We start from the raw sequence: 26326 nt of genomic DNA, 5'->3' as shown, positions 1-26326 counted from the left end.
GATTGGATGAGGTTATAGTATTCAAACCATTAACAATAGAAGAAGTTAAAGAAATAGTAGGTATTATGATGAGAAGATTGGAAGAAAGATTAAAAGAAAAAGATTTGGAATTAATGATTACAGAAGATGCAAAAGAATATATTGCTAAAAAAGGATATGATAGAATATTCGGTGCAAGACCATTAAAAAGAGTTATAGAAAGAGAAATAGAAATGGAATTAGCTAATAAGATAATCGCTGGTGAAATTCCACCAAAAAGCAAAGTAATCATTGATTTAGATGATGGAAAATTGAATATAAGAGTTGGAAAAGGTGAAATAAAAACTAAAGAAGAGTAATAAACACCTATGAAAAATTAACCCTTCCACTTTGTAGAAGGGTTAATTTTTATTCGTGAAGTGTTTTAGGAATAGAAATTTTTATTATAAATGAAAAATCAAAAACTTCTTCGCGTAGCGAAGAGACATTCCGCTTTGCGGAAGGTCAAATGAAAAGATTTTTATTTATTATAAGATTTAACCAAAAACCCCTTCGCGAAGCGAAAACACTTCACTTTGTGAAGTATTTTAGGAATAGAAATTTTTATTATAAATGAAAAACCAAAAACTTCTTCGCGTAGCGAAGAGACATTCCGCTTCGCGGAAGGTCATATGAAAAGTTTTTATTTATTATAGATTTAACCAAAAACCCTTCGCGTAGCGAAGTGTTTTTGGTATAATATTGTGGAAGGGTGATTTTATGTTTTGGTTTAAAAAGAGAAAAAAAGAAAAGGATATAATAAATAATCCATTTTATAATGAACAAAATGCATTGATTATATATTTTAAATGCAATAATTGTGGTGAAAAGTTTAGAAGTTATTTGAGAAAAGGATATGATTTTTCAAATTCATATGAAGGCAAAGCAGCTTATATAATTAATAAAGAATATATAGGTTCAAAATGTTCACATAGGATACAGCTGATTGCAGAATTTGATAATGCATACAGGCTTTTGAATTTTGATTTAATTGGTGGAACGCCTATAACTAAAGAAGAATTTGAATCGGAGGGTTAATATGGAAGGCTGGATACCTACTAAAAGATTAAAAAAAGTTGTGGAATTTGCAGATAAGTTTTGTGGCAACGTTGAACCTATTCATAGGTATATATATTTATATTTTGATAAAGTTTTAAAGGTATCCATGACTGATGGATGTGCAGTAGCAGATATGTTTTTTTCAAAGGAGTTTTTTCCGTTTAAAAAAGTTTATAAAATACCTATTCAACATTTAAAAGGATTATTAAAAGGATTACGTGAAGAAGAAAGCCCATTTGTTAGAATGTTAGCTCTGGATGAAGGGTTAAAAATTGAGTTGGAAAATATGTCTTTAAATATCGAAAGTGAAAATGAAGAAAAACCTTTTTTTAATATAAATAATCCTGCATTATTATCAAAAATACAATTAAAAAAATTTATAAATAATCTTGATTTCTGCAGTGTTACATCAATGGAAGGTGATTTGATAAATATATTTTCCAATAGAAAAGATGAATTGTGGGATATTTTCACGGATATAATATGGGAACATATACTTATTTTGGAAAATCCAAGATAAATATTTCACGAGGAATTCCATATGTTACTATCAGGCATATAATAAAATCTCTTTCTTTAATAGCAGATGAAGAGATAAATTTATATTTAAATGGGGAGGCTATATTAATTAAAGGAAAGGGAATTAACATTAATATATGCAGTTCTATAAATCCGGTAGATATAAAAATAAATTTCAATAAAGAAGTTCTGGAATTTCAAAAGATAAATTTAAAAGAATTAAAAAGAATATTGAATAAAATATATACATCTTTGCCGTCAAATACAAGAATATATTTGATATTAGGAAAAGATTCTTATATTTTAGCAAAGGATAAAAATACAACAATTACATGGAAAGTAGGTTTAAAATTTAAACATAAATATTTAATAGAAATATCCCTCGAAAATTAAGATCTATATTTTCGAGATTTAATGAGAATATAATTATTGAGTTAAATAATAAAACGGTATTGTTTAGGGATAAAGAAAAATATTTAGAAATTGAGTTAAAAGAGTATTCTAAGTAGTTTGTTCTTCAATATATTCATAGGCAACTATTTTTGTGATTCTTAAATTTTTTTCTTCAAGTAAATCAACAATATAATCATTTATTTTTATAATAGGTTTCATTTTATTTGCTCTATTTGTTGCTATGATAATTCCTTCTGACCCATCGTTAAGCATAACTTTCATTCCTGGTGGAAAAAGTCCAAGTGAATTTACTAAATTTTGAGTAAATACTGGATCAAAATGTTTATTTACATGGGCTAATATATACGATAAAGTTTTATAAGGAGTCCATGGATCTTTATAACTTCGCTTACTTGTTAAAGCATCATATACATCAGCAAGTGCTAAAACTCTTCCGTAATAAGAGATTTCGTTTCCTTTTTTCTTAAATATATATCCACTGCCGTCATATCTTTCATGATGTTCTAATGCACCGTCAATAATTTTTTTATTTGTTATACCGGAATTTTCCAAAAGTTCCTTTGCGTATAATACGTGATTTTTAATTAACTCAAACTCCTCAGAGGAAAGTTTTCTTGGAGCATTTAAGATTTCTAAAGGAATTTTAACTTTACCTATATCATGCAATAAACCACTTAGAGCTAATTCTGTAAGTTCATCCCTGTAAGTCCTTCTTCCAGACCTATTAAAGAGCCAAGAATCATTACATTTAATGAATGTGAATATAAATATTCATCATATGTTTTTAATTTTTTTAAAGGTACGTATAACTTATCAGAAAAATTTTTTGCATTTCTTTAGTTAAATTTGATGCAACTTCTTCTGTTTTGGTCATATTAACTCTTCCAGTATTCATCAATTCTTCAAAAATGTCTTTAACCTTTTTGAAACTCATATCCAGGAGTTCTTTGCTTATAAAACTATGTACATGAGCAGCATCACTTGTGGATTTTTCTTTTTTCCCCTTCATTAACGGGATTTTAAAAATACCATTATCCTTAATTATACTTATTTTATTATTATCTAGAATTGTTCCTTTTTAAAAAGTATATTGCCATTAAAATCTTTTATATCCATAGCAACAATCATTCCAGATTTTATTTTATTTAAAGGAAAAAATTTCATAAAATTCCCCCTCATTCTATATAGATATAATCCAATACTTTGGTAATTCTTAAAGATTTTTCTTCACTTAAATCCACAACGTCTCCATGATCTATTTTTATCAAAGGGCGTATTTTATTTGATCTATTTGAAGCAATCACAGTTCCAAATTGTCCGTTGCTAAGTTGAACTCTCGTTCCACTGGGGTAAATCCCAAAAGCATTAATAAGTCCTTGAGCAAATGTTCCATCAAATTGTTTTTCAACATTTGTTAAAATAAAAGAAATTGTTTTATAAGGAGTCCATGGCCCTTTATAGCTTCTTGTACTTGTTAATGCATCATAAACATCTGCAATAGCGATGATTCTTCCAAATTTGGTTATGTATGGCCCTTTTTTCCCTTCTAAATATCCTTTACCATCATATCTTTCGTGATGTTCATATATACCACCAATAATATTTTTTTCCTTTATATTATTTTCTAAAGCTAGTTCTTTTCCATATAAGACATGGTTTCTCATAATATTCATTTCTTCACCTGTTAAAGGTCTTGGTGCATTCATAATCTCTATAGGAACTTTAGTTTTGCCTATATCGTGCAAAAGAGATGAAATAGAAATATTCAATAATTCATCACCAATTATTTTATTTTCAATCGCTAGTAAAGAACTTATAATCATTACATTTAAAGAATGGGAATAAAGGTATTCATCAAAATCTTTTAATTTCTTTAATGGTACAAATAATTTATCAGAATAGTTATTTTCCAGATCGTCTTTTATTGATGAAGCAATATCTATTACTGCATCTATATCAATATGGCCATCCTTTTCTAAATTTTTGAACAAATCTTTTACTTTATTATAGTTTAAATCCAGATTTTCTTTACTTATAACGCCATGTTTTTCCGTTTCTTTTTTTAAATCGCTTACGACTTTAACAGAATTTACAGGAATGTTAAATATTCCGGCTTTCTTTAATAAATATATGATAGATTCATTTATTTCAGTACCTTTTTTAAGGATAACACGACCAGTAGTATCTCTAATATCCATAGCGATTATCATGCCATATTTTGCTTTATTTAGAGGTATTATTTTCATTCGATCACCTCTTTTATATATATGTTTGAATCAGGTCCAGTTTTAATTGGTTGATTATTTACAAGGACTTCAGGGAAAAATTCAATTTCATTTCTTTTTAATACAACACCAATAGAACCATCACTTAATTTTACCTTTGTTCCGGTAGGATAATATCCTGTGATTTCATATAAAAGTCCCACGTAATACGGATCGAATATAAAGCCACACTTTTTTAATATCCAGGATAATGCCTGATATGGAGTATACCCAAGCTCTGTTAAAGACGTATATGCATCTGCCACCTGGGTTATTCTAACAAGTGGAGGAATTTTTTCCCCTTTTAAATGAAATTTTCCTTTACCATCATATCGCTCATGATGGTAAAGGATACTTTCTAATATTTCATGGTTTAATGTAGCCTTTAAATCTTGTAATTTTTTATATGCAACGATATTATGAATAAGTGCATTTTTATCTTCACTATCAAAGTCGTTAATAACTCTGTCATCTAACATAGCATAGCCAATATCATGAATTAAAGAAAATTTTACGGTCTGCTTATACATAATGTATGGTATTTCTATTTTTTTTGCAATAATTGAAACAATAATAGCAGTATTCAAAGAATGATAGGTTAAACTATCGTTACCAAATGAGTTTATAAAATTTAAAATAAAATGTTCTTTTACATCTAGTGATTTGTATATTTCTTCTGTAATGTTGTTTAAAGAAACATATATTTCTTCTTTTGTGAAATGGTGGAATAAATCGCTTATTGAATTAATCCATTTGTTATAAACCATTTCATCTACTATATTTGGCAATTCTTCAAATGTTTTTTGAGTAAATCCTATTGAAGGACTTGAGTCAACAATTTCTATTTCAGTAATATCACTTTTAAGGATAAGGTCAATTGTATTTTTATCCAATTTTTGACCTTTTTTTAAATTTAAATTATTTTTTAAATTGTAAATATCTTCCCCTACGATCATTCCAGGTTGTAAGTTTTTTATTTTTGTTTTCAAGATCCCAACCCCGTATTTTATTATTTAGGTTTTACAATGGATATATAAGGTACATTATCAAATATATTGTTTGCAACATTAATAATATTTTTATTTTCTTGCGAATTTATTTTTTTTACTATTTCATCAATGTCTATTAATTTATCAAAAGAAAGATAATAATCTAAGGCTAAAAAGCCAAAATTTAAGCCATTTTCAGTTTCTAACATATATCTTCCGGATAACCTCTTTTTACCATAGTTTATCCAATTTTCTAAGTCATTGTTATTATTAATATTCCTTATAATTTCATAAATAGATGAATTTAATTTTTCAAAATTTTCTGGAACAGTTGCTGCAAATATTGTAAAAACACCATTATTATTATATGCAGAATAATCAGCTGTGATTTCATAAGCCAGACCCTGTTCTTCACGAATTTTTGTAAATAGAAGAGAACTCATTCCACTGCCTAAAAATGTTTTCATAATAGCAACACTATAAAAATCTTCAGACAATTTAGAAGGAGCCCTGAAAGAATAAGCAACATAAATTTGAGAAAGCTCTTCTTTACTCTTTTCTATTTTGCTGATTTTATTATTAAATATCGGACTTTTAAAAGAGCATTTTTTTCCTTTTCTTTCAGGAATTAATTTTTCTATATCCAATAAAAGATTTTCTAAAGTTTTTTCTGGACCAACAAGAGTCAAAACAATATTGTCAGGTGTATATTTCTCTAAATAATATTTTTTTAGCTTTGAAGAATTTAAGTTTGAAACACTTTCTTTGGTTCCCAATACAGGAAATGCAAACTCATTGGAAAACATTATTTTATGCAATTGTTCAAAAGTGTTCTCTACAGGTTCATCTTCATACATTGCAATTTCATCTAAAACGATTTTTTTCTCTTTTTCTATATCCTCTTCATTAAATTTAGCATTAAATATTATATCCATTATAATTTCCACGCCAATTTTTGCAGCGATTAATGGGACTTTAGCATAATATGCCGTTAAGTTTTTTCCAGTAAATGCATTTAATGAGCCACCAAATTCTTCGATAGGTCTTTTTATTTCTTCCATATTTCTGTTATATGTTCCTCTGAAAACAGAATGTTCTATTAAATGTGATATTCCCATTAAATCCTCAGGTTCATGAGATGACCCCGCTCTAACTGCAGCTATAACGGATACGCTTCTTACGTTATTTCGAGGTACAAGCAAGATATCCAGACCGTTAGAGAGCGACCTTTTCTTAATCATTTTTTTCCTCCGTTTTTGAAGTTTCAGATGATCTGTGATGCCTGTTACTATTGCTTCTTCGTGGAGCTGTTTTTTCACCGAATTTTTTTAATTGTATTCTTCCGTTATCATCGATACTAATTATTTCTACTTTCATTATATCTCCGATTTTAATATTTTTTAATATATCTTTAGCATCTTTTCCTAAATTTGACATATGTAATAAACCAAGTTTTCCAGGGAGAATTTCGACAAATAATCCGTAATTTTCAATTCTTGAAACCTTTCCATCAAAAACTTCTCCCTTTTTAACTTCTTTTATTAGGTTTTGTATATAATTTATAGCTTCATCAATATTATGGATATTATGTCCACTAACTTTTGTTAATCCTGTTTCATCATCTATTGATACTTCAACATCATAATCTTTATGGATGCCTTTAATAATTCTGCCACCGGGTCCAATTACTTCAGAAATTTTATCTAAAGGAATTTTAGTTGTTTTAATTAATGGAGCATATGGTGACAATTCTTTTCTTGGTTCTGGAATTGTATCATACATTAAATTTAATATATGCAATCTTGCTTTTTTTGCTCTTTCTAAAGCTTCTCTTAGAACTTCTTCTGTTACTCCAGCCACCTTAACATCCATCTGGAATGCAGTAATTCCGTCTCTTGTGCCTGTAACTTTAAAGTCCATGTCTCCAAGATGATCTTCCATACCTAATATATCAGTTAGAACAACAAATTTATCTTCTTCAAAAATTAAACCCATTGCCACTCCAGCAACATGTTTTGGCATTGGAACACCAGCATCCATCAAAGCAAGTGAGCCCGAACAAACTGTGGCCATTGAAGATGAACCATTTGATTCTAAAATTTCAGAAACTACTCTAATAATATATGGAAATTCTTCTTCGGAAGGGATTAGATTTTTTAAAGCCCTTTCAGCAAGATGACCGTGGCCAATTTCTCGTCTGCTTAATCGCAATCCTTTAACTTCACCGGTGGAGAATGGTGGGAAGTTATAGTGTAACATAAATCTTCTTTCGCCTTCCTCAAAAACTGTATCAATAATTTGAACATCCATAGGTTCTCCAAGAGTTACTACACCCAAACTTTGAGTTTCTCCTCTTGTAAAAAGTGCAGAACCATGTGTTTTTTCAAATAAGCCAATTTCACAGGTTATTGGTCTTATTTCGTCAATTTTTCTGCCGTCAGCTCTGATATTTTCTTCAATAATCATTTTTCTCATCAATTTTTTAATTCTATTATCAAAGGATTCAAAAATAAATTTCTTATATTTTTCATAGGTTTCGTTATCCATTTTTCAACGTATTCAGTCTGGAATTTTTCCAACAATTCTTTTCTATATGAATCAATAGCATCATCTCTATCTTTTTTACCTTTAACCAGGATTCTCTTTTTTAATTCTTCATCATCGATTAATTTTTCAAAATCTTCGACAAAACCCTCGGGATTTCTGGCGGAGTAACTTCCCACTTTTCTATTTCAAACTCAGATACAACCTTTTCTTGAAATTCGATGACCTGTTTAATAGCATCGTGTGCAAATAGCAAGGCTTTGACCATTTCTTCCTCTGAGACCTCTAAAGATTCACCTTCAACCATAGTAATAGCTTCTTTAGTTCCAGCTACAACAATATCCATTTTGCTCTTTTTTAATTCTTCTTGTGTTGGGAATATAATAAATTCTCCATCAACATAGCCCAGCCTTACTCCTGCAACCATTCCATCGAATGGAATAGGTGATAAATTTAATGCAAAAGAAGCACCAGTAATTCCCCATGTTTCGATACTATCATCATTATCCATGGAAAATGCAGTAACAATAACCTGTATATCGTTATGAAAATCTTTAGGGAATAAAGGCCTTATAGGTCTATCGATAAGTCTTGAGGATAAAATAGCTTCACTGCTAGGTCTTCCTTCTCTTTTTAAAAAGCCACCAGGTATTTTTCCAACTGCATAAAATTTTTCTTGAAATTCAACAGTTAACGGAAGAAAATCAATTCCTTCTTTTGCTTCCTTTGAAGCTGTTGCTGTTATTAAAATAGCTGATTTGCCATATTTTAACAAAACAGAACCATGTGCCTGTTTTGCCATCTTTCCATGTTCGATAATCAATTTTCTACCAAAAATTTCAGTTTCCCATACTTTCATCTATATCACCCCTTTTAAATATAATTATAACATAAAATGGTCAAATTCATATACATTGCTACGCAAAGAATTATCCATTTTGTGGTTAGAGAAAAGTCAAAATGAAATCCCCGAAGGGGATTTCATTATATCTTAAATTGATTTAGTTTTTCATTTAATTGATCCACCAATTTTTCCAGTTCTTCTGCTTTCTCATTCACATTTCCAATTTCTTTACTTTCTTCTTCTATTTCTTTTGTTATTTCTGTTATTTCATTGGATATTTCAAGAATCATTTGTGCGGTTTTATCACTCGCTGCCGCCATCTCTTCTGTTGATGCACTTTGTTCTTCCGCACTGGCGGTTAATCCTTCTATTCTTTGATTTATATTCTCTACTCTTTCCAATATCTTCTGGAATTTTTCTTTTATACTATCTGCATTGTTTTCTACTTCATTTATTACTTTTACTGTCTCTTCTGTTGCTTTGTTTGCATTTTGTGCCCCTTCTTTTATTTCTGTTAATATTTGCGCTATTTGCTCTGTTGCCTTTTTGCTTTCTTCTGCTAACTTCCTTATTTCATCTGCTACTACTGCAAATCCTTTTCCTGCTTCTCCTGCTCTTGCTGCTTCTATTGCTGCATTTAATGCTAATAAATTTGTTTGTTCTGTTATATTTGTTATTGTTTCTACTATTTCTCCTATGTTTTTGGCTTTTTCTGCCAATACTTCTACGGTCTTTTCTGTTTCTTTTGATTTTTCTACTGCTTGATCTATTATTTTTGTTATTTCTGTTATTGATTTTTCTCCTTCTTCTGTTAGCTGTGTTGTCTCGTTCACTTCCTGCGCTATTTCCACTGCATTTGCTGATACATTTTGTGCTGCTGTTGATACTTCACTTACACCTGAGGTTAATTCTTCTGTCGTTGCTGCTGCATTTTCTGCATTGTCTTCTATTACTCTTGCTTTTTCTAATACATCATCATTTGCACTCATTGTCTTTTCTGATACTGTTGTTAATATCTCTGATGAATTCTCTATTTTTTTACCTGCTTCTAATAACCATTTTACTGTTTCGCTTAGATTATTGGCCATGTTTTTCAATGAGTTCGCGATTATAGCTGTTTCATCTTTCCCTTTTGATTCAAACTTTACTGTAAAATCTCCTGTTGCGAATTTATCTACTTTCTTACTTAATTCCATCAATGGTTTTGATATTTTCTTTGCAAACAGCAGTGAGATTATTATAGATATAATTAATATAATAAAAGCGGTTATCATCAATATTGTTTTTACTTTTTCCGATGATTGAAATGCTTCTTTTGTTGAGATTTCAGATATAAGTGCACAATTTAATTCTTTATATTTAAAAGGTGCATATGCAACTAATACTTTTTCACCTCTGAAATTAGTTGATATTTCCCAACCAGATTTTCCGTTTAAAGCTTTATCTACATAATCTGTTTCGACCTTTTGTTTAAGTATTGTATTTTCATCTTGTAAATTACTTCGCATTAGTTTATCAGGACCTACAATATACGTAATACCTGTTTTTCCCATACCACTTTTATCCTGCAGTATTTTATTCATTTTTTCTAATGAAATCCTGAACACTAAATAACCATATAGTCCGAAATCTTCATCTTCGACTTTCACACCAGCAAAAAAGGCTGGAATTCCATAATAATTTTCTATCTTTGAAAAATGAACATCATTATCATTTTTTTCTTTTAATAATTTATATAACCTGGATAAAGCTGTATTTTCATTATTTAAATTTGTGGCAAAATCATTATATTTATTAACAGAATAAACCACAATACCCTTTGGAGAAATTAACAACATATCTTTGTATCCCTTAATGTTTATAAAATCCCTGAAATCAGCCTGTAATTCAGAATGTAATACGCTATAATCATAGAAAGTACTCATGATTTTATCATCAAAATTATCTTTTTTGAAATTTTCATCATAATAGTAATCATATAATTTTGATTTATCTTTATATGGGTTGTTTTCAATGTAAATACTTCTAAGTGTGGAAAGGATTGTATCCATACTCATAGAAGATTGAAAATCTTCTAATAAATTTGAAGAAGTAAAGAATGCATCCTTTATTTTTTCAAAATTTTTAATATACATTAAATCAGAATCTGCTTCCTTTAATAGATTATCTATAAAATCCATTTTTAGGTTTCTTGCTACAATTAGCTTCGCTAAAAAACTGTTTTTGAGCGAAGTTTGTGAATTTGAAACACTTATTGTGAAAAAAGATGCTAATGCAATCAAAAGAATTGTTACAAAAAGAATAACAATTTTTCCTTGAAGTTTCATTCTCTTACCTCCATTTTAAATTTCTTATTAATTATTATATCACGTGATATATTAATTTTCAAATATAATTTACTCAAAAATTCTCATTCCGAACTTTTTAGTATTATTGAGAGAATCTATTACTAATTGTGTGCTATAATAATATTAACAAATAAAAAATAAAAGGTGAAAGTGATGAATAGAAAACTTAAGAATATTTTTAGAGATCCTGTAAATAGATTTTTATTATTTATATTGATTTTTATTATATTAATAGGGTTATTGTTATATATTGCAGAGTTTGGAAAAAATCCGAAAATTCAAAGTTTATTTGATGCTTTCTGGTGGCTAATTGTAACAATAGCTACAGTTGGTTATGGAGATATAGTCCCGGAAACTTTTGCAGGACGAATTATAGGCATAATAATTATTATTTCAGGAGTAACATTATTTTCTCTTATTTCAGGTAGTATTGCATCTCTTTTGGTTGAATGGCGTATAAAAGAGCGAAAGGGGTTAGGAAAAGTGAAATTTAAAAATCATTTAGTAATATTGGGCTGGAATAATCATCTTGAAAAAACACTGGAAGCAATGGGGCGGTTTATAAAACTTGAAGATTATAATTTAGTTTTAGTTAATCAAGCAGAAGAAGAGGATTATGAGAATTTCAAATCAAAATTTCCAGAATTAAACATTAAATTCATTCATGGTGATTTTACAAAAGAAAATGTTTTAAAAAGGGCGAATATTTCACATGCAAAATATATAATAATTTTATCTGATACATATGGTGGCAGAAGTCTTGAAGAATGTGATGAAAGAACATTAATCAGCATATTATTAATCAGAACATTAAACAATGATGCTAAAATATTTGCAGAAGTTATTAAAGAAGAAAAGGCTAAATATATTTTGAGAGCAGGAGCAGATGATGTTATTTTAGGAAATGAATTTAATTCTATTTTATTATCGGCTGCTTTACTGTCTCCAGCATATCATATGTTATTAAGAGAGATAGCCTCCTTAGAAAATATGAGAGTAAAATTAATACCACTACCTAGAAATTATATAGGAAAAACTTTTGAAGAGCTATTTGACTTTTTAAAAAAAGAGGAAAATTCTCTTGCTATAGGGCTTGTAAGTATGAAAAAAGAATTCACTATAAATGATTTTTTATCTTCGGATAATTCTATTGATAATTTCATAAGGCAAAAATTTGAAGAAGCCGAAGAAGACTTTTTTGAAGAAGGAAAAAAAGAGAATTACGAATTAAATTTAAATCCAGGAGATGAGTATGTTATTACAGAAAATGATGCATATGTTTTTATTATCAAGTAGGTGATAATTATGGAGGAATTTTTAAAAAATATATCTATATTTAAAAATTTAAATGATGAACAGTTATTACAAATCTCGAAAATTTTAAAGCCTGTAAATTATAAAGCAGGAGAAACAATTATTGTTGAAGGAGAAAAAGGGGATACAATGTATATTTTTAAGAGTGGAAAGGTTCAAATTACTCACCAATTAACCCTTAAGATAGGTTCTCAGCATTGGGAGGAAGGAGAAAAATCCATGGCAATACTCGATGCGGAAAAGATTAGTTTTTTTGGTGAAATGTCTTTAGTAACAGGTTCGCCACGTTCTGCTACTATTAAAGCTCTTAGCGAATGTGAATTATATGAAATTTCAAAAGAAGATTTTGAAAAACTTGCGGAAGAAAGACCGGATATAGGTTATAAAATAATGAAAGAAATAGCAACAACGCTAAGTTATAGGATAGAAGGGCTTAATGAGAATATATTAAAACTAACTACAGCATTGAGTATAGCACTTTCCAAAAAGAAGAAATAGCCTCTAAGAGGCTATTTCTTCTTTTATCTCTTCGCAAAGCAAAGAATTTTTGCGAAGCAAAACTTACGCGAAGCGTAAGTTTTAAGGTTTAAAGATTTTATTATTAAAATACTTCACAATATGAAGAATTTTTGCGAAGCAAAACTTACGCGAAGCGTAAGTTTTAAGGTTTAAAGATTTTATTATTAAAATACTTCACAATATGAAGAATTTTTGCGAAGCAAAGCTTACGCGAAGCGTAAGTTTTAAGGTTTAAAGATTTTATTATTAAAATACTTCACAATATGAAGAATTTTTGCGAAGCAAAGCTTACGCGAAGCGTAAGTTTTAAGGTTTAAAGATTTTATTATTAAAATACTTCACAATATGAAGAATTTTTGCGAAGCAAAGCTTACGCGAAGCGTAAGTTTTAAGGTTTAAAGATTTTATTATTAAAATACTTCACAATATGAAGAATTTTTGCGAAGCAAAACTTACGCGAAGCGAAGAGTTTAGATATTAAAATACAATAAAATTTCGAAAAGCGAAGAGTTTAGGCTATTTCAGCATTTTTCTGAATATATAATTAACAACAACCTGGATAGCTTTTTCATTAAAACCGCCTTCTGGTATAATGATATCTGCGTATTTTTTAGTTGGTTCTACATATGCTTCGTGCATAGGTTTTACTGTATTTGTATATTGTTTTATTACTGAATCCAGATTTCTTCCTCTTTCTTTTATATCTCTTTCTAACCTTCTAATAAATCTTATATCATTTTCAGTGTCTACATAAATTGCTAAATCATATAGATTTCGTAATTCCTCATAATATAAAGCGAATATACCTTCAACTATTACAATAGGTTTAGGTTCGAATTTTGTTGAACCAACTCTGGTAAATTGTGAAAAGTCATATTCTGGTAAATCTATACTTTTTCCAGCCAATAAATCTTTAAGATGCTCAAACATTAATTCATTTTCGATCATATCTGGATGATCGTAATTATGTTGTTTTCTCTCTTCAAGTGTTTCATGACTTAAATCTCTATAATAATTATCCATGGGTAGTATTTCGCAATTTTGTGTTCCAAGAATTTCTCGTATTTTATAAGCTACAGTAGTTTTTCCAGAACCTGTTCCACCAGCAATTCCTATAACATACATTGATAACACTCCTTATTTATTAGATTTTTTAAAATTAAATTTAAAACCAAGAATTATATAAATAAGAGAAAAAATAGCAATAGTTGTTAATTCAACATTACTAATATTAATGTTTTGTTTTAATAATGTGTTTTCCCCTATTTTTAGAGATAATGAATTTTCTAAAGCGAAAACAGAGAAAAATGCAGATATTGTTGAAGCAATTAAAATAGTTAAAATGGTTACAACATTATCAAAACTCTTTGTTATTATAACAGACATAATTAAACCTATAATTATAGAAAAAATCCATGGAATATATGATTGATTAATATTTTTCAGAAAATCAATTTTAGTAAAAATTTCAGGATAAAATTTTAATATAATGCCAGAAATTTCAAAACCAACGATTCCTCCTAATATGAAACCAGCAATTTGTGCGGAAGATTTAAAAAGTGAATAAGTTAATATTCCAACTATAATAGAAAATATGAGAAAGGATACATTTTGATAATTTTTTACCTGCTTTAAGAGTTCTTTTATAAAATCAAATTGAATCAAATAAGGTATTATGAATACATAACTACTTAAAAAACCAAGAATGAAAAAAATAATTTTTGAAGCTTTTCTGGCAAATAAAACAGAAATAATAGATATAGGTAAAATAATATACCATGAATCAGAAAATGAATATAATGTTTTTAATGATTCTGGATTTTGTTGTATGAAATTTGAAATTGTTGAAGCAATGGTTTCTTCCATTTTCCCCCTCCTATCAGCATATAATATATAATTTTATTATATCATAGACAATAAAATTATAAAAATAATTTATAAATTGCCATAGAACAATAAAAAGTGTTATAATTAATACAGAAAAACAAAGGAGGTTATAGCATGGAAAATCCATTAATTGCAGCAATGATTCAATTTGCTATTTTAGGAACGGCAGGGGAAATAGTAGCGAAACTGCTAACAAAAAGCAAAATATCTGTATTTAAGATTATTTATTCAGCATTTGTATGGGCAATTTTAGGGGTCATTATAAAGTTTGCATTTACTGGTTTTAATGGATTTGTAAATGAATTAGTTGAACATCATTATTTACCTTCCGGGAAAATATATCAGGCATTTTTCAAATCATTATTTACCAATGCTTTTTTTGGTCCATGGTTAGTTATTATTCATAGATTTCTGGAGAATATATCTAAATTAAAAGTTCCAACAGAAGGTTTAAAAGGAGCGTTGTTTACATTATTATGGTTCTGGGTTCCAGCACATACAGTTACTTTTTCTTTACCTGTAGAATGGCAAATTACCCTTGCAGCTGTATGGAGTTTTGTGCTTGGATTAATTTTAGGAATATTTTCAAACTTAAAAAGAACAAAAGGAGAGGAAAATGCCTAAGATTTTAGTAATTGAAGATGATAAGGTATTGAACAAAACAATGTGTGATTTTTTAAGTAAATTTAATTATAATACAATTTGTGCAATGAGAGGATTAGAGGGATTGGATCTGGCAAAAGATGAAATCCCTGATGTAGTGATTTTGGATTTAAGATTACCCGATGTAAATGGAATGGATTTGATAGATAGATTAAAAAATTATACCAGTGAAATAATAATTATTACAGCACATGGCGATATCGCTGATGCAGTAAAAGCTACAAAATTAGGAGTTTACAATTTTCTTGAGAAGCCAGTTGACTTAAAAGTATTGATTAATGAAGTTAACAGGGTTCTTGAAACAGTTAATTTAAAAAAAGAAATAAGAAAGTTAAGAGAAAAATTAAATGAATATCCTGAAATAATAGGTAAATCACGTTTTATCGAACAGATCAAAGAAAAAATAAATTTAATAGCAAAAAAAAATATACCAGTTTTAATAACAGGAGAAAGTGGTACCGGAAAAGATATTATAGCTCAGTCTATTCATAAGATTAGCGGAAGAGAAAGATTTGTTGCTGTAAATTGTGGGGCAATTCCACCGGAATTATTTGAAAGTGAATTATTTGGTTATGAAAAAGGTGCTTTTACAGGAGCGGAACAATCTAAACCAGGAAAATTTGAAATGGCAAATAATGGCACTTTATTTTTAGATGAAATAGGAGAGTTGCCAAAAAATATGCAGGTAAAACTATTAAGAGTATTAGAAAATAAAGAAGTAGAGAGAATAGGTGCAACAAAAACAAAAAAAATAAATGTTAGAATAATTGCAGCTACAAATAGGAATTTGAAAGAAATGGTTGAAAAAGGAGAGTTTAGAGAAGACCTTTATTTTAGGTTATCAGTTTTTCAAATAAATGTTGAACCTTTAAGAAATCATAAAGAAGATATTCCACAACTTGTTAATTTTTTTATTCATGAAGCTAATGAAGAATTTGGGACAAATATAAAGGGAATAAATCCAGATGCTCTAGAACTCCTTTTAAAACATAGCTGGCCAGGAAATGTGAGGGAATTAAAGAATGTTATTTATTCAATGGTGGCTATTGCAACAAAAGATATTCTGGATAAAACAATTATTCCTGAAAATATAAAAGAATCAGAAGGTTTGGAATATATAAAAATACCACTTGGGTTAACTCTGGAAGAAATTGAAAAAAGATATATATTAAAAACACTGGAATTCACAGAGAATAATAAAACTCAAGCGGCTAATATATTAGGTATAGCGAAAATGACGTTATTCTCAAAATTAAAAAAGTGGGAAATTAATTGATTGGGGGAGAAAAATGTCAGAAGAAGAAAAAAAAGAACAGGGTGAACAAGAGGAAATAGATTTAGGGGAATTATTAAATGATGCAGAGGAGATTAATAAATTAATGGATTTGGATTCTCTTGAAGCTTCTGAAAAAGCTGGTTCGGAAAGTATTGAAGAAAAAGGGCTCAATGAACAGATAACGGATTTGGACGATTTAGGAATGGTTGAATCAGAAGAACCAGACGTTGCAGATGTTGAAAAATTAGCTGAAGAATTGGAAAAAAAGGTAAATGAAGAAACAATAATCGAAGAAGAAATTCCTGAAATGAATTCTCAAAAATTAGATGAAACCGTGGAATACATGAAAGTTGAAAGTAAAGATGAAACAGAAGAAATCCCAGAATTAGACATAGAAGCAAAAGAAGAAGAAGAAAAAGAAAATGAGAATAATAAAGAGGTAGAAACTGAAGAAAATAACGAAGAAATCCCTGAGTTAGAAATAGAAGAAGAAATCCCAGAATTAGACATAGAAGAAGAAAATGAGAATAATAAAGAGGCAGAAACTAAAGAAAATAACGAAGAAATCCCTGAGTTAGAAATAGAAGAAGAACTTTCAGAAAATTCAGAAGATTATGTATCAGAAGAAATAGATATTGAGAACGTAGAAGATCTGGAAAAACTTGATCAGAAAGTAGAAGAAAAAATAATAATGCCAGAATTGGAAATATCAAATTTAAATTTGGAAAATAAAATGAATTCATTGGAGTCAAGATTAAATACGAAATTAGAAGAATATGAAAAAGAAATAACAGAATTAAAGCAACAAAACAAAACATTAAAAAAGGAATTAAAGCGTTATGATTCAAAAATTAAAATGGTAGAAGAAGGAATTGTTGTATTATTAAAAAATTTAATATCAATAGCCCTTGGAGATACAAGTTCAATATTAAATTCTATACTAGAAATTAAATCATATGTATCTTCTTCTGAAAGTATTCTTATTTCGCTAATAAATTTAGTAGAAAAATTAAAAGAAAAAATTTCTGAAGAAAATCATTATGCGATTTATTATATTTTGGGTAATTTAAATGCAGAAATAGGTAAATTTAGTGAAGCAGAAAAAGCATATTTGCGAGCATTAAATATTTGTGAAAATAGTAAATCTCTTGATATGCAATTTAATGCTTCTGTAATTCAAAATAATCTTGGAACAATGTATATAGAAACTGGCAAAAAAGATCTTGCCAGAAAATATTTTGAAGCATCTTTAGAAATTAGAAAAAAATTAAAAGAAAAAGCAAATAGAAAATATGATTTACAACTTTTTTACGCTTTAAATAATCTTGGGAGTTTAGAAATGAATTCAGGAAATCTGGAAAAAGCAGAAAAATATTTAAAAGAAGCATATGAAATACAGGGAAACTTAAAAATTTCAAAAGAAGATAAAGCCATGATTTTATCTAATCTTGGACGTTTGTATAGTGAAAAAGTGGATGATGAAAAAGCAAAGGAGTATTTTGAAAAATCGTATGAAGTGTATAAAGAATTATACTTAGAAAATCCTATGAAATATGAAAAAAAATTTAAAAACGTTATAAAAATACTGGCGGGTTATTATTCGGAAGATCAATTGAAATACAATTCTTTAATGGAAGAATTGGAAACTCTGTGAGGTGAAAATATGTCTGAAATGAGTATTAAATTAGATGAAGGCTTTATAAATGGGTTGGTGGACAAACTAATTGAAGAAAATGCATCAATTAAAGGATTAAAAAATTTGAATGTAGAAATGCGGGAAGACGGTATTCATTTTCAGATAGAAGTGAACATATTTAATAAAAATGCATTATTTGATTCTTTGATAGAATTAAAAGAAAAACCATCATCTTTAGCAGATGGATCTTTAAAATTTATTTTATCTGGTGATGAAGGTGTCAGAAAAATCCTGGAAGGTATATTTTCTATTATTTCAAAATTTATAGATGGATTTGAATCAAAAGATAATGAAATTGGTATTAATTTTTCAAAAATAAAGTATCCCGAAAATATAAGCCCATTATTTAATGCATTAAATATAGAATCTTTTGAAGTAAAAAATAAAGAATTTCTTTTAACATTAAAATATGAGGAGTAGATATTTTGGAAATAAGTATAGATAGGGATTTTATTGTAGATATTTTAAATAGAATAATAAAATTTTCATCATCAGAATTTATAAGAAAAATATTTAATCTGTCTACAAAAATATCCTTTAAAGATAATTCTATAGTTATACGAGTTTTGTTATTTAAATATATAATAAGGATTTCAAAAATTCCAGAAATGTTATGTGGAATATATGAGTTTGAACATAATTTACCATTGAACTTTATTGATCAAAAAAAATACCAAAATATATGAAAATCGATAAGAATAAGATTTATATATATATTCCAGAAAATATCATTACCAGAAACATAGCTTTAAAAAATTTCGAATTTAAAAACGAGAAAATTATTATACATATGAATATTTAATTGTTATATTTCAGGAGGGTAAAATGACAAAAAAAGAAAAAAGTTGGGTTATGTATGACTGGGCTAATTCAGCATATACATTGATTGTAACAACAGCAGTTCTTCCAATCTTTTTTAAAGAAGTTGCAGCAAAAAATATTGAAGGATATCTTTCCACAGCATATTGGGGATATGGCAATACAATAGCTACAATAATTGTTGCTCTATTAGCCCCTATTCTTGGAACAATTGCTGATTACAAAAACGTAAAAAAAAGATTTTTAACCTTTTTTTGGTTAGTTGGTATAATTTCAACTTTCTTATTATCAACAGTTGGTGAAGGAGATTGGCTTCAATGTTTAATCATATACATTTTTTCAGCAATTGGATTTGCTGGTGCAAATATTTTTTATGATTCCATGCTTATTGATGTTACAACAGATGAAAAAATGGATTGGATATCAGCCAGCGGTTTTGCATGGGGATATATAGGCAGTACAATTCCATTTATTATAAGTATGGCTATAATTATGAAACCTCAAATTATAGGTTTATCAAGTACTCTAACATCAACTCGTTTAGCTTTTATTATAACTGCGTTATGGTGGGCAATATTTACAATCCCATTACTTAAAAATGTTCATCAAGAATATTATATTGAGAAATCCGAAACGCCTATAAAAGATAGTTTTGAAAGGCTTATAAAAACATTTAAAGAAATAAAAAATTACAAAAATATTTTTCTATTTTTGCTCGCGTATTTCTTTTATATAGATGGTGTGGGAACTATAATAAAAATGGCAACAGTTTATGGTAAAGATGTTGGTATAGGAACAACTCAATTATTACTGGCATTATTTGCAACTCAGGTTGTAGCTTTTCCGTTCGCGTTAATATATGGTAAGTTAGCTCAAAAATGGAATGTAAAGCGTATGTTGTTTATTGGTATAGCTGTTTATACATTTATTACAATATATGGATATTTTCTTAAAACGGCTGTAGATTTCTGGATACTTGCAATGCTTGTTGCAACATCTCAAGGTGGAATTCAAGCTTTAAGTAGATCTTTGTATGGTAAACTAATTCCAAAAGAAAAATCAGCAGAATTTTTTGGATTTTATAATATTTTTGGAAAATTTGCAGCAATAATAGGCCCTTTCTTAGTAGGTTTTTTTTCGCAAATTACAAGAAATTCCAGGTTTGGAGTATTAAGTGTTGCTATATTATTTATTATCGGAGCAATCTTGCTAATTAAAGTAGAAGAATCAGGTGATGCATAAGCATCACCTTTTATTTTTTTCCAAAAATCGTTAAAATTATGGATTATAATCATATAAGGCCAATCATATTGAGTATACTCGTTCATGTATTAGTATGTTTGAGTATGCGTATTTGACTATATGAAAAAAATTTCATAAAATTAAAATGTATAAAATTACATTTTTAAAAAGCATAAGTGAAAAAATTCTAAAATTTTCGTAAGTAAGAAAAAAATAATATTAATATTTCCTAAAGGAGGCGTTACTATGTATAGAGTAGCATTATGGGTTTTGGTGCAATGGGTAGCGGTATAGCAAGAAATATTTTATCAAAGTACGAATTGGAATTAGTTGGAGTTCATGATACGAGATATGTTGGAAAAGATGTTGGAGAATTGTTGGAAATAGGAGAAATTGGATTAAAGGTTTATGATTCACCAGAAAGAATGTTAGATGAAACCAATCCAGATTTAGTTGTAATAGCAACAAATTCATTTGTTGAAGTTGTAAAAGAGCAAATAGTTATTGCTATAAAAAAACACATTAATGTAATAACAATTGCAGAAGAGATGGCATATCCATTTTATACACATCCAGATGAAGCCGAAGAAATGGATAACCTTGCCAGAAGATATGGTGTTTCTGTTTTAGGAACAGGTATTAATCCAGGATTTGTATTAGATACATTGATTTTAGCATTGTCAGGTGCTGCATTAAACGTAGAACAAATTAAAGCAGCAAGAATCAATGATTTATCACCATTTGGTCCAACAGTTATGGAAACACAGGGTGTTGGAACAACAGTAGAAGAGTTTGAAGAAGGTTTAAAAACAGGAAAAATCGTTGGACACATAGGGTTTGAACAATCAATATATATGATTGCAGATGCTTTAGGTTGGAATATTGATAAAATTGAACAAACAAGGGAACCAATAGTTTCAAATGTTTTAAGAGAAACAAAGTATGTAAGAGTTGAACCTGGAATGGTTGCAGGATGTAACCATATAGCAAGGGCATATATGAATGGAAAATTGGTTATCGAATTAAAACATCCACAACAGGTTAGACCAGAACTAGAAAATGTAGATACAGGAGATTACATTGAAATTATTGGAGATCCAAATCTTAATTTATCCATTAAACCAGAAATTCCTGGAGGAAAAGGTACAATTGCTGTAGCAACTAATATGATTCCTTCAGTTATTGAAGCAGAATCAGGATTATTATCAATGGCAGATTTACCTGTTCCAAGAGCATTAATAGGTGATTTAACAATATAGGAGATGATTATATGATCGCAAAAAAAGGTGACTGGGTTCAAATATACTTTGTTGGATTAACTCCGGAACAAAGAGCAAATAATCTTCCAGAGGACACAAAACGTGTCCCTCTGGAAATTCGTATAAAGGGTTTTTTATTAAATGATGAAGCTAAAATAGGAGATAGTGTAAAAATAGAAACACCTGTTGGAAGAGAAGTTGAAGGTAAATTAGAAGAAATTTATCCAGAGTACAAACATAATTTTGGAAAGCCAGTAATAGAATTATTACAGGTAGGAAAACAATTAAGAGAAATGATCGAAGGTGATCAAAGATGAGAGATATGAGTTATGATGCAGTAATGGCACGAAAAAATGAAATAATGAAAAAATCAGTAGGTGTTGATTATACAAAATATGAAGTTGAAGGTATAGCCTTTGATTATGAAGAAATGATGAAAGATGCTGGATATAGTGTCGATGAAATTAGAAACATTCAGCTTGAAACAGGTGTTGGTAATACACCACTTGTAGAATTAAAAAATATAAATAAACTAATTAAGAAAATTGCACCAAAAGGAAAAGGTGCAAGAATTTTTGTGAAAGACGAAGCAACAAATCCATCAGGTTCGTTTAAAGATAGAAGAGCATCTGTTAGTGCATATAGAGCTAAAATAATGGATATAAGGGAGTTATGGCTGCAACCAGCGGCAATTACGGTGCAGCAGTTGCATCACAGGCTTCAAAAAGAGGATTAAAATCTATAATAGTTCAGGAATGTTATGATAGTAAGGGTATTGGACAACCAGAAATCCTTGAAAAGGCAAGGCATGTGAAGCATATGGCGCAGAAGTTGTTCAATTAACAGTGGGCCAGAATTATTCTATTATTTTCTTGTATTGCTCGAAGAAACAGAATACTTTAATGCATCATTATATACTCCATTTGGAATTGCAGGAGTTGAAACTCTTGGATATGAAATTGCAGAACAATCTATGAAGCAATTTGGAAAGTATCCAGATGCTGTGGTAATTACACATGCAGGTGGAGGTAATTTAACAGGAACAGCAAGAGGTCTTAAAAAGGTAGGAGCAACTGATACCAAAATCATAGGTGCCAGTGTGGATTTGCATGGATTACATATGGCATCAGATAATGATTTTAATAAAAAATCTTTTACAACAGGTCATACCGGCTTTGGAATACCTTTTGCTACATTTCCTGATAGATCAGATGTACCAAGAAATGCTGCAAGGCCATTAAGATATATGGATGAATATGTATTGGTTACTCAAGGTGAAGTTTTCTATATCACAGAAATGCTTGCGAATATAGAAGGAATGCAAAGAGGACCTGCTGGAAATACATCTTTAGCTGCAGCATTTGCTTTAGCTATGGAAATGAATGAAGATCAGATAATAGTTGTAAATGAAACTGAATATACAGGAGCAGGTAAGCTGCCTTCTGCACAATTGACATTTGCAAAAGAAAACGGCATTGAAATTAAATTTGGTGATCCAATTAAAGAAGATATTCCTGGAAAAAATATTGTATTACCAGATCATCCATCGAAAATTGGGGTAATAAAATATCCATTAGAGAAATTAAGAAAGTCTTACATTAAAGAGCTTAAAAAAAGATATGGAAAAACCGAATACACAGAAAAAGAAAAAGAATTTATAGCAGAAGATTTGAGAATAACCAAAGAAGAAGTTGAAAAACTTATTAAGGAGGTAATGTTGTAATGGAACCAAGAAAATCAGATTTTGAAGAAAGAGCTAAACATTTGATGAATATGACAGATGAAGAACTAGATAAATATTTCTGGGATTTAGTGGAAAAAGTTGTAGATCCATTAATAGATTTAGCTTCAACACATACATCACCTTCTGTAGAAAGATCTGTACTTTTAAGAATGGGTTTTAATTCAATGGAAGCCAAAGCTTTAGTTGATAAATTCTTTGAAAAACATATCTTAGGAAAAGGTGCAGGGAATATTGTATACACAATAGCTAAAGAGCATAATATTGATTATATACAGGCAGGAAGAGACTTGATAGCGGGTAAATACTGGGATGACGTAGAAAGAATCTTTGTTCATGGAGGCGATAAATAATGAAACTTGAGCCTAATAAAAAATTAGATGTAGAAGAAATTTTAAAGGATTTAGATAAATACAGACCAAAAAGAAAAGGCTGGACATGGAGAGAAAAATTACCTCCAAAGACAAAAATTGGTGATTTTGAATATTATGAAATAAGCAAACCATTAAAGAATTTTGTAGCTTTACCAGCGGCACATTATTTCAAAAATATAGATCCACAACCTCAGGAAGTTATTACATCAGAAATTGCTTCAGGTAGATTTGAAGAAGATATTAGAAGAATGAGAATGGCTGCATGGCATGGTGCGGACCATATAATGGTTATTAGAACATTGGGTCAAAGTCATATGGATGGCTTAATTGAAGGAACTCCAGAAGGTATAGGTGGAATTCCTATAACAAGAAAACAATTAAGAGCTTCAAGAAAGGCTTTAGACTTAATAGAAGAAGAAGTAGGAAGACCTATTAATTTCCATAGCTATGTTTCTGGTGTTGCAGGTCCAGAAGTTGCAGTATTATTTGCAGAAGAAGGAGTAAACGGAGCTCACCAGGACCCTCAATATAATGTATTATATAGAGGAATTAACATGATTAGATCATTTGTTGATGCTGCAGTTGCAAAGAAAATCATGGCATCTGTTGACATGCTTCAAATAGATGGTGCTCATAATGCAAATGCATCAGCAAAGTTTGCATGGAAGGTTATGCCGGAATTATTGGTACAACATGCAATTAATTCATTGTATTCAGTTAAAGCAGGAATGAAAAAAGAAAATATAGCATTATCAACAGTTCCACCAATAGTTTCACCAACACCAGAATTCAGATTAAACTTTGTATATGCTCTAACAATAAGAGAATTATTTAAGGATTATAAATTCAGAGCTCAAATGAATACAAGATATATTGAATCAGACTTATTTGACGCAACAAGAATACATGTATTGGATACATTAATTTCCAGATTAACAAAAGCAGATATTCAATCAACAATTACTCCAGATGAAGGAAGAAATGTTCCATGGCATATTAATTCTATTAGAGGGGTAGAAACTGCTAAACATACATTAATAGCACTTGATGGAATAAAAGAAATGGTTCAGGTAAATTGGGATAATGTAAGAGAAAAAGTAAGAGAGTTAAAAATGAGAGCTATATTAATGCTTGAAGAAATAGTTGAAATGGGCGGATACTTTGAGGCAGTAGAAAATGGAATGTTTGTTGATAATGGAGAATATCCTGAAAGAATGGGCGATGGTATAGTAAGAAAGAAAGATGGCGGCATTGGAGCAGGAACTGTAGTTCCAAGAGATAAGGATTATATGGCACCGGTTTGTCATCACTTTGGATATAATAATTTACCAGAAGGTTTAGAAAAACCATGTGATTTAATAGGTGGATGTACATTATGTAACCCTGATAAAATTCAATACATAGATGAATTAGATGATGAAGATAATGTATATAAAAGATTGGATAAAATAAGAGAGTATAGAGAAAATAATTTAATAAAACCAGAGGTTGAATGGAGCTATGACGGTTATATTCAACTTGATATGACAATTCCTGAATCAGAGGAATATGCAGAAGCTGCAGCACTTGAAATTTGTAAAAGAATGGGACTTGAAGATGCACAGGTTATTTCAAAAACAGTTCTTCATCCAACAGAAGCAACATATGTTGAATTAAAGGCTAAGGTTCCATTTGCAATAAAGAAAGATGAATTGGTATTACCTCAAAAACCAGAGGTTATGTCAGATGATGAATTATTTGAATTCTTTGCAAAACATAAAGTAAAGGTAGTAGCTGGTACAGTAGGAAATGATGAACATAATGTTGGTATAAGGGAAATATTAGATATTAAGCACGGCGGTATAGAAAAATATGGAATTAAATATGAATACCTTGGTACCAGTGTTCCACCAGAAAAAATGATAGATGCTGCTATAGAATACGGAGCACAGGCTATATTGGCTTCCATGATTGTTACACATAATGATGTTCATGTGGAAAATATGAAGAAATTACATCAATTGGCTATTGAAAAAGGTGTAAGGAATAAATTAATGATTATTGTTGGCGGAACTCAATTAAATGATGATATGGCAAAGGAAAACGGAATGGATGCAGGATTTGGAAGAGGAACAAAAGGAGCACATGTTGCAACATTTATTGCTAAAAAATTAAAAGAAATGCAAGATTAATAAGAACCTCTGCGAAAATCTGATATGATACCTCCTCGTAGTTCAGTGTATTTTTAATTAATTACACTGTCTACTCTGGAGGTATCATATCAAAATCGCAGAGGTTTTTATTATTTACACAAAATTATTAATGATTTCATGCTTTACTCTTTCGATTTATTCTTTGAGTTATCAGCATAAAAATATAACTGAATAAGCTTATTAATAAATACAATAAGAATATTTCATATACTAAATATTGATTTTCTATCGAGGTAAATTTCAAAATGGAATTTAAAAAAATAAAGCTCAAAGAAAAAAGAGATACAGCTATTACACTTTTATATAGTGAAATAATAAAATAGCTTATTAAAATTAAAGAGACTA

Annotated in this window: 24 protein-coding genes and 2 pseudogenes; 17 read left to right on the top strand and 9 right to left on the bottom strand. The window is 29.2% G+C overall.

The window, feature by feature from the left end; translation table 11 throughout:
- Positions 1-2 precede the first annotated feature (2 nt).
- The 4 genes from DJ007_RS21045 to DJ007_RS08650 all read left to right on the top strand — a co-directional run bounded on the left by DJ007_RS21045 (position 3) and on the right by DJ007_RS08650 (position 1989).
- Complete coding sequence (locus DJ007_RS21045) at positions 3-338, top strand: ClpB D2-like domain containing protein (protein WP_240739419.1); 336 nt, start codon at positions 3-5, stop codon at positions 336-338.
- Positions 339-738: 400 nt separating this feature from the next.
- Positions 739-1056, top strand: coding sequence for a hypothetical protein (locus DJ007_RS08660; RefSeq protein ID WP_129409235.1), 318 nt, complete (start codon positions 739-741; stop codon positions 1054-1056).
- Between the two features lies 1 nt (position 1057).
- The gene (locus DJ007_RS08655; RefSeq protein ID WP_129409234.1) at positions 1058-1597 is read left to right on the top strand and encodes a hypothetical protein; all 540 of its coding nucleotides are present in this window, start codon (positions 1058-1060) and stop codon (positions 1595-1597) included.
- Positions 1561-1989 carry a hypothetical protein gene (locus DJ007_RS08650; protein ID WP_129409233.1) on the top strand — a complete coding sequence of 143 codons (429 nt, stop codon included), beginning with the start codon at positions 1561-1563 and terminating at the stop codon, positions 1987-1989. Before DJ007_RS08655 ends, DJ007_RS08650 begins: the two co-directional genes overlap by 37 nt.
- Before the next feature lie 108 nt (positions 1990-2097).
- On the opposite strand, the gene DJ007_RS17700 is transcribed toward DJ007_RS08650, so the two are convergent.
- The 7 genes and pseudogenes from DJ007_RS17700 to DJ007_RS08620 form a co-directional block, all read right to left on the bottom strand.
- Positions 2098-2763, bottom strand: a complete 666-nt coding sequence (locus tag DJ007_RS17700; protein ID WP_276318728.1) for an HD-GYP domain-containing protein — start codon at positions 2761-2763, stop codon at positions 2098-2100.
- A gap of 40 nt (positions 2764-2803) precedes the next feature.
- Positions 2804-3019 (bottom strand): hypothetical protein, encoded by a 216-nt coding sequence (locus DJ007_RS17695; RefSeq protein WP_240739417.1) that lies wholly within the window; start codon positions 3017-3019, stop codon positions 2804-2806.
- A gap of 166 nt (positions 3020-3185) precedes the next feature.
- Positions 3186-4256 (bottom strand): HD-GYP domain-containing protein, encoded by a 1071-nt coding sequence (locus DJ007_RS08640; protein ID WP_129409232.1) that lies wholly within the window; start codon positions 4254-4256, stop codon positions 3186-3188.
- On the bottom strand, positions 4253-5263 hold the full coding sequence (locus tag DJ007_RS08635) for an HD-GYP domain-containing protein (protein WP_129409231.1): 1011 nt from the start codon (positions 5261-5263) through the stop codon (positions 4253-4255). The genes DJ007_RS08640 and DJ007_RS08635 overlap by 4 nt, the downstream gene beginning before the upstream one ends.
- Positions 5264-5283: 20 nt before the next feature.
- Positions 5284-6504: a M16 family metallopeptidase gene (locus tag DJ007_RS08630; protein ID WP_129409230.1), complete on the bottom strand. Its 1221-nt coding sequence runs from the start codon at positions 6502-6504 to the stop codon at positions 5284-5286.
- Positions 6497-8666: pseudogene (gene pnp / locus DJ007_RS20215) on the bottom strand (polyribonucleotide nucleotidyltransferase). Before pnp ends, DJ007_RS08630 begins: the two are co-directional and overlap by 8 nt.
- Positions 8667-8791: 125 nt before the next feature.
- Entirely contained in the window at positions 8792-10978 is a 2187-nt protein-coding gene (locus DJ007_RS08620; RefSeq protein WP_129409229.1) for a methyl-accepting chemotaxis protein, read from the bottom strand.
- 174 nt (positions 10979-11152) lie between these two features.
- Between DJ007_RS08620 and DJ007_RS08615 the strand changes: the two genes are divergently transcribed.
- Positions 11153-12295 carry a potassium channel family protein gene (locus DJ007_RS08615; protein WP_129409228.1) on the top strand — a complete coding sequence of 381 codons (1143 nt, stop codon included), beginning with the start codon at positions 11153-11155 and terminating at the stop codon, positions 12293-12295.
- Positions 12296-12304: 9 nt separating this feature from the next.
- Positions 12305-12811 carry a cyclic nucleotide-binding domain-containing protein gene (locus tag DJ007_RS08610; protein ID WP_129409227.1) on the top strand — a complete coding sequence of 169 codons (507 nt, stop codon included), beginning with the start codon at positions 12305-12307 and terminating at the stop codon, positions 12809-12811.
- A gap of 537 nt (positions 12812-13348) precedes the next feature.
- On the opposite strand, the gene udk is transcribed toward DJ007_RS08610, so the two are convergent.
- Positions 13349-13957 (bottom strand): uridine kinase, encoded by a 609-nt coding sequence (gene udk / locus DJ007_RS08605; RefSeq protein WP_129409226.1) that lies wholly within the window; start codon positions 13955-13957, stop codon positions 13349-13351.
- 12 nt (positions 13958-13969) lie between these two features.
- Complete coding sequence (locus DJ007_RS08600; protein ID WP_129409225.1) at positions 13970-14698, bottom strand: hypothetical protein; 729 nt, start codon at positions 14696-14698, stop codon at positions 13970-13972.
- Between the two features lie 135 nt (positions 14699-14833).
- On the opposite strand from DJ007_RS08600, the gene DJ007_RS08595 reads away from it, so the two are divergent.
- The 11 genes and pseudogenes from DJ007_RS08595 to oraE all read left to right on the top strand — a co-directional run bounded on the left by DJ007_RS08595 (position 14834) and on the right by oraE (position 25960).
- Positions 14834-15343 (top strand): hypothetical protein, encoded by a 510-nt coding sequence (locus DJ007_RS08595; RefSeq protein ID WP_129409224.1) that lies wholly within the window; start codon positions 14834-14836, stop codon positions 15341-15343.
- A complete protein-coding gene (locus tag DJ007_RS08590) occupies positions 15336-16658 on the top strand; it encodes a sigma-54-dependent transcriptional regulator (RefSeq protein WP_129409223.1) in 1323 nt (440 codons plus the stop codon). Before DJ007_RS08595 ends, DJ007_RS08590 begins: the two co-directional genes overlap by 8 nt.
- A 13-nt stretch (positions 16659-16671) precedes the next feature.
- Complete coding sequence (locus DJ007_RS08585) at positions 16672-18312, top strand: tetratricopeptide repeat protein (protein WP_129409222.1); 1641 nt, start codon at positions 16672-16674, stop codon at positions 18310-18312.
- Positions 18313-18321: 9 nt separating this feature from the next.
- The gene (locus tag DJ007_RS08580; RefSeq protein ID WP_129409221.1) at positions 18322-18774 is read left to right on the top strand and encodes a hypothetical protein; all 453 of its coding nucleotides are present in this window, start codon (positions 18322-18324) and stop codon (positions 18772-18774) included.
- Positions 18775-18779: 5 nt separating this feature from the next.
- Positions 18780-19040 (top strand): hypothetical protein, encoded by a 261-nt coding sequence (locus DJ007_RS08575; RefSeq protein ID WP_129409220.1) that lies wholly within the window; start codon positions 18780-18782, stop codon positions 19038-19040.
- Positions 19041-19179: 139 nt separating this feature from the next.
- Positions 19180-20415 carry an MFS transporter gene (locus DJ007_RS08570; RefSeq protein WP_129409219.1) on the top strand — a complete coding sequence of 412 codons (1236 nt, stop codon included), beginning with the start codon at positions 19180-19182 and terminating at the stop codon, positions 20413-20415.
- A gap of 263 nt (positions 20416-20678) precedes the next feature.
- Positions 20679-21674, top strand: a complete 996-nt coding sequence (gene ord / locus DJ007_RS08565) for a 2,4-diaminopentanoate dehydrogenase (RefSeq protein ID WP_129409218.1) — start codon at positions 20679-20681, stop codon at positions 21672-21674.
- 11 nt (positions 21675-21685) lie between these two features.
- On the top strand, positions 21686-21991 hold the full coding sequence (ortA, locus tag DJ007_RS08560) for a 2-amino-4-oxopentanoate thiolase subunit OrtA (protein WP_129409217.1): 306 nt from the start codon (positions 21686-21688) through the stop codon (positions 21989-21991).
- Positions 21988-23397 (top strand): annotated as a pseudogene (ortB, locus tag DJ007_RS20210) (2-amino-4-oxopentanoate thiolase subunit OrtB). The gene ortA and the pseudogene ortB overlap by 4 nt, the downstream one beginning before the upstream one ends.
- Complete coding sequence (locus DJ007_RS08550) at positions 23397-23768, top strand: ornithine aminomutase subunit alpha (protein ID WP_129409216.1); 372 nt, start codon at positions 23397-23399, stop codon at positions 23766-23768. The pseudogene ortB and the gene DJ007_RS08550 overlap by 1 nt, the downstream one beginning before the upstream one ends.
- Positions 23768-25960, top strand: coding sequence for a D-ornithine 4,5-aminomutase subunit OraE (oraE, locus tag DJ007_RS08545; RefSeq protein ID WP_129409215.1), 2193 nt, complete (start codon positions 23768-23770; stop codon positions 25958-25960). Before DJ007_RS08550 ends, oraE begins: the two co-directional genes overlap by 1 nt.
- Positions 25961-26326 lie beyond the last annotated feature (366 nt).

The sequence above is a fragment of the Marinitoga lauensis genome, assembly GCF_004135675.1.
In the GTDB taxonomy this organism is placed as follows: Bacteria; Thermotogota; Thermotogae; order Petrotogales; family Petrotogaceae; genus Marinitoga; species Marinitoga lauensis.
The sequence above is the reverse complement of the archived record's forward strand: the minus strand, read 5'-3'. Positions and strand labels throughout refer to the sequence as shown.